This window comes from Actinomycetota bacterium, assembly GCA_036280995.1.
Classification (GTDB): domain Bacteria; phylum Actinomycetota; class CALGFH01; order CALGFH01; family CALGFH01; genus CALGFH01.
On sequence record DASUPQ010000812.1, the window covers coordinates 1 to 4,635 of the forward strand.

The 4,635-nt window shown below is 71.3% G+C and carries 7 protein-coding genes and 1 tRNA gene; 4 read left to right on the forward strand and 4 right to left on the reverse strand.

Annotated elements, in window-relative coordinates; genetic code table 11:
- Together VF468_27135 and VF468_27140 are read left to right on the forward strand one after the other, a co-directional pair.
- Positions 1-326: hypothetical protein (locus tag VF468_27135; GenBank protein HEX5881963.1), on the forward strand; the 326-nt coding region annotated here is incomplete at its 5' end.
- A gap of 292 nt (positions 327-618) precedes the next feature.
- Complete coding sequence (locus tag VF468_27140) at positions 619-1,395, forward strand: chlorite dismutase family protein (protein HEX5881964.1); 777 nt, start codon at positions 619-621, stop codon at positions 1,393-1,395.
- 1 nt (position 1,396) lies between these two features.
- Here VF468_27140 and VF468_27145 read toward each other — a convergent pair whose 3' ends face one another.
- Positions 1,397-2,050: an MgtC/SapB family protein gene (locus VF468_27145; GenBank protein ID HEX5881965.1), complete on the reverse strand. Its 654-nt coding sequence runs from the start codon at positions 2,048-2,050 to the stop codon at positions 1,397-1,399.
- Between the two features lie 63 nt (positions 2,051-2,113).
- A complete protein-coding gene (locus VF468_27150) occupies positions 2,114-2,854 on the reverse strand; it encodes a DNA-formamidopyrimidine glycosylase family protein (GenBank protein ID HEX5881966.1) in 741 nt (246 codons plus the stop codon).
- Positions 2,855-3,189: 335 nt separating this feature from the next.
- Between VF468_27150 and VF468_27155 the strand changes: the two genes are divergently transcribed.
- A tRNA-Arg gene (locus VF468_27155) sits at positions 3,190-3,265 on the forward strand.
- Positions 3,266-3,314: 49 nt separating this feature from the next.
- On the opposite strand, the gene VF468_27160 is transcribed toward VF468_27155, so the two are convergent.
- Entirely contained in the window at positions 3,315-3,707 is a 393-nt protein-coding gene (locus VF468_27160) for a PIN domain-containing protein (GenBank protein HEX5881967.1), read from the reverse strand.
- Entirely contained in the window at positions 3,704-3,919 is a 216-nt protein-coding gene (locus tag VF468_27165) for a type II toxin-antitoxin system prevent-host-death family antitoxin (GenBank protein ID HEX5881968.1), read from the reverse strand. The genes VF468_27160 and VF468_27165 overlap by 4 nt, the downstream gene beginning before the upstream one ends.
- 137 nt (positions 3,920-4,056) lie before the next feature.
- Between VF468_27165 and VF468_27170 the strand changes: the two genes are divergently transcribed.
- The gene (locus VF468_27170) at positions 4,057-4,449 is read left to right on the forward strand and encodes a Rid family detoxifying hydrolase (GenBank protein HEX5881969.1); all 393 of its coding nucleotides are present in this window, start codon (positions 4,057-4,059) and stop codon (positions 4,447-4,449) included.
- Positions 4,450-4,635: the final 186 nt, after the last annotated feature.

Consider the following 4,635-nt stretch of genomic DNA (forward strand, 5'->3'; position numbering starts at 1 on the left):
GCCTGTGGGCCGCCCTGCCCCACTACCTGAACCTGGCCCCCAACCCCTGGGGCGCCATGGCGCTGATCCGGGAGCTGCGGCGGCTGCTGCCGATGGCCGTCGACACCAGCGCCCTGGCCGGCCAGACCGACGCCTTCGACACGGCCGTGGCCGAGCTGGTCGAGGAGAACCCGGAGCTCGCCGGCTACATCGAGCGGCTCGAGGCCGACAGCGACGTCGACGAGGACGAGGAGGGGTCGCCCGGCCTCGCCGACCTCCCCCCCGAGGAGCTGGTGGCCGAGGTCGAGCGCTACCTGCGCGACCACCCGGGCGGATCGAGGAACTAGCTCCGCAACAGGATCCGGCCCGCCGGGCCGGATGGGCCGGGCGGGCCGGATCTCTGCCGGGCCGGTACCTGACCCGGCGGGCAGGGACAGCTCGAGCCGCTCTGCGACGGCCGCCTGCGCCCTTGCTCGGCCGCATGCCAGCACCCGGTCAGTCATGTCAATAGTCTCAAACTTGTCTATCTCGTCGAGGACGCTGTCGCAGCTGCGCCGAACTCGGCAAACCACCGCGCGAGCAGGCACGATGGTGGCGAACGGACCCGGCCCGGCACCCGCCCCAGGAGGCAGCGACCACATGGATCCCGTCGTCCCGTCGACCGGCTGGGGGGTCACGCACCTGTTCTTCCGCGTCGACTCCAGCCGCTCCCCCGACCCCGCCCAGGCCGGCAAGGAGCTGGTGGCCGCCCTCGACGCCTTCGCCGCGGCCGGGGAGGACCACCAGGTGCTCTGCGCCTCCGTCCTCGGCCTCAAGGCCGACCTGGCCGTGATGGCCCTCGGGCCCGACCTGACCCGCCACGAGGCGCTGGCCAGGTCGCTGCGGGCGGTGAGCCCGCTGGAGCCGGCGTACTCGTTCCTGTCCCTCACCGAGGTCTCGGAGTACATGGAGACCGAGGACGACGTCCGGGCCCGCCTCCAGGCCCAGGGGGTCGAGGACACCGAGGAGCGGGTGGCCAAGGCGCTGGAGCGGCTGGCCGGCCAGCGCGAGGACCGGCTGCACCCGCGCCTGCCCCGCAAGGCGGTGCTCGCCTTCTACCCGATGAGCAAGGCCCGCGACCCGGACGCCAACTGGTACCGGCTTCCCTTCGACCGGCGCCGCGAGCTGATGCACGGCCACGGCAAGGTCGGGCGCCGCTACACCGGCCGGGTCCTGCAGCTCGTCACCGGCTCGACCGGCCTGGACGACTTCGAATGGGGCGTCACCCTGCTCGCCGACGACCTCAGCGCCATCAAGGAGGTCGTCTACGACATGCGCTTCGACGAGGTGACCGCCTCCTACGGCCGCTTCGGCCCGTTCCTGGTCGGCCTCACCTGCGACCCGGCCGAGCTCCCCGAGCGCCTGGGGCTGCGCTGACTCAGTGCTCCCACTCGACCTGGCGCACGCCGTCCAGGCGGCCCAGGACGTCGAGCAGCTGCTCGGGCCGGTAGCCAGGGCGCAGCTTGACCACCAGCACGACCCGGTCCTCGTTCCCGCCCATTTCCCGGTCCAGCCCACGCAGGTCCACCCGCTCGCCCCGCAGGGCCTCCACGATCCGCTGCACGTCGAGCCCGGGCCGGGTGGCGAGCACGTACTCCTCGCGCGATACCCCCCAGCGCTGCAGCGTGGCGCTCACCCTGCGCAGCCCGAACAGGGTCCCCACGACCAGCGCGGCCCCGCCAACGCCGAGCACGTAGTCGCCCGCGCCCACCGCCACTCCGACCGAGGCCGTCGCCCAGATGCTGGCCGCCGTGGTCAGCCCCTTGACCGTCAGCCCGTGCCGGACGATGGCCCCCCCGCCCAGGAACCCGATCCCGGTCACGATCTGGGCGGCCAGCCGGCTCGGGTCGGTCCCGATCCCCCCGCCGAACCCGTAGGCCGAGATCAGGGTGAACAGACAGGCCCCGATGGTCAGCAGCATGTGCGTGCGCAGCCCGGCCGCCTGGTCGTTCAGCTCGCGCTCGGCGCCAATGGCGCCACCGAGCGCGGCCGCCACCACCAGCCGTCCGAGGAGCTCGAGGTCAGTGGGCATCGGTCCCCTCCACAGCCGGGATCCAGCCCGATGCTAACCCGCGCCAACGCCGGCGCGGCAGGGCTAGCGTTGGTCGAGCCGGCACCAGCGGGTCGTGCGGCCGCCCACCTTGGCGGTGGACAGCTCGGAGCCGTGGCGGGGGCAGACCCCGAGGGCACGTGACCGGGCGAAGGCGCCGCGGCCGGTGCCGCCGGCCTTGAAGGCGGCGCGGATCGCGGCCCGGACGGCCCGGCGCAGGCGGGCCAGCTCGTCGGGGTCGAGGTCGACGCCGCGGCGGCGCGGGTCGATCCCGGCCCGCCACAGGGCCTCGTCGGCCAGGAGGTTGCCCACCCCGGCCAGCGCCTGCTGGTTGAGCAGGCGGGCCTTGACCGGAGCCCGGCTGCGCCCGACCAGGTCCCGGAACCGGGCGAGGGACACCTCGAGCGCGTCCGGTCCCAGCCGGCCCCGGACCGGGTCGAGGGTCACCCGGCCGAGCCGCCGCGGGTCATTCAGGACCATGGTGCCGCCGTCGGTGAAGACGAGGGCGAACCGCTTGAAGCGCACCACTGGGTCGTCGTGGAACCACACGCTGCCGCTCATGCCCAGGTGCAGGCCGAGCACCGGCCCGTCGGTCTCGACCAGCAGCTGCTTGCCCACCCGGTTGACCCCGGTCACCTTGTGGCCGACCAGCGCCTCGCGGATCGCGCCGGGCGGCCAGGGCCGGCACACGTAGGAGTCGGAGTCGTCGGCGTCGGCCACCACCCGTCCAAGGGCGTGGCGCTCCAGGACCTCTCGGGCCCGTTCCGCCTCCGGCAGCTCCGGCATGGCCCGAGCATCCCATCCCGGCCCCGGTTCCTCATCTCGAAGGGTGACGACCGGCTGCAGCTGCGGGAGGCCGGTACGCACGATGGGTGATCTCCGCATGACCGGGCCGGTGCTCCGGCCGCCTCGTCTACGCCACCACCACCGCCACCCTGTCCGCCATCGACCTCACCGGAGGAGTCCCCTCCGGCACCGCCACGGTCCTGAACGGCCCCGCCGTCGACGGTCAGTCCTGGCGGGGTTGCTCGTCCTCAACCTCCCCACCTGACGGGCTCCGAGCTCCCGGCCCGCACCACCCGGTGCGGGCCGGACCCGTTCCGGTATCCTGCGCCCCGTCGGCCCCTGTAGCTCAAGGGACAGAGCAGCTGTCTCCTAAACAGCAGGTTGCAGGTTCGAGTCCTGCCAGGGGCACCACGCAGGCCTTGTGGGCAAGGAACCCTGGGGCAACCAAGGCCGCCGGGTGCTACCAGACGGTCACCGGTCTTGGATGGCGGTGGTTTCTCAGCCTGCGGTCCTTGGTGACCAAGAGGCAGCCGTGCTCCACAGCGGTCGCGTAGACCAACCGGTCGGCTGGGTCGCCGGGGAATGAGGATGGCAGCGACACTGCGGTCGCGGCGACCGCGGGCGTCACCCCGAGAGTCTGCAGGCCATCGGCCAGCTGTTCCAGCCAGGAGCGCACCGGAATGGTCACGATGATCCGCTCGTGCGCGGCCAGCCATGCCAGCTCGAACCAGGAGATCGCCGCCACCGCGAGCTGATCGGCTTCAGCGAGTGCCTTGGTCGCGGCGTCGCTGAGCCGCTCCGGCTCAGCCGACCACCACTGCACGACGTGGGTGTCAAGCAGGACGGTGGTCACGGCAGGTCCCAGGTTGCTCCGGTCGTGAACAGCTCCTCGTCGTCGGCGGCACTCATCGCCACCCCGGTCAGCTTGCCCTTCAGGGCGTTGGGGCCCTTGGCAGGCACCAGGCGGGCCACGGTGCGGCCGTGCTTGGTGATCTCGATCTCTTGTCCAGCGGCGACAGCATCGAGCAGGGAGAGGATCTTGGCCTTCACCTCAGTAGCGGTCATCTGAGTGGTCATGTGACTACTATACCAGTCACTCATCACCACGACCATCCCGCGACGCGGAAATGCCTGCCTTGTGTTGTATAGGCTTCTACGCGGGCTGGGCGACAGCTGCTGGACACATCGCGAAAGGTGACCCCATGACCCGCCAAGCAGTCTCCAGCGATCAGGCCCCGGCCGCGCTCGGTCCCTACAGCCAGGCGATCGTCGCCGGTGGCTTTGTGTTCTGCTCAGGGACCGCGGGAATCGACCCCGCGACAGGTGCCGTGGGCGACGGGATCGAGGCACAGACCGACCAGGCGCTCCAGAACCTCGCCGCCACCCTCGAGGCCGCCGGGGCGTCAATGGCCGACCTGGTCAAGGTCACGATCTTCTACGCCGACGTCGATGACTTCGCGAGACTCAACGAGGTCTATGCCCGGCACATGCCCGACCCCCCGCCGGCGCGATCTGCCCCGGCTAACGTCAAGCTCCCGCACGGGCTGCTGGTCTCGATCGACGCTATTGCTGTCCTGCCGGCCAAAGCCAGCTAGCAGGCAGAGGATAACTTTCGCTTCACGGTCTCCGCCGACCAGCAGGTCGTCGTCGAGCACAGCGTCTGGGCTGAGACATCTCCTAAACAGCAGGTTGCAGGTTCGAGTCCTGCCAGGGGCACGGATATTTATCGTCACAGCTCAGACGGGCTAGGAGGTCCACGCGCGAGGGTCGTCACCTCGTCC

Bases quoted from the DNA above. Each gene is read 5' to 3' on its own strand.
- VF468_27140 (HEX5881964.1), top strand. From the start codon at position 619: ATGGATCCCGTCGTCCCGTCGACCGGCTGGGGGGTCACGCACCTGTTC.
- VF468_27170 (HEX5881969.1), top strand. From the start codon at position 4,057: ATGACCCGCCAAGCAGTCTCCAGCGATCAGGCCCCGGCCGCGCTCGGT.
- VF468_27145 (HEX5881965.1), bottom strand. From the start codon at position 2,050: ATGCCCACTGACCTCGAGCTCCTCGGACGGCTGGTGGTGGCGGCCGCG.
- VF468_27150 (HEX5881966.1), bottom strand. From the start codon at position 2,854: ATGCCGGAGCTGCCGGAGGCGGAACGGGCCCGAGAGGTCCTGGAGCGC.
- VF468_27165 (HEX5881968.1), bottom strand. From the start codon at position 3,919: ATGACCGCTACTGAGGTGAAGGCCAAGATCCTCTCCCTGCTCGATGCT.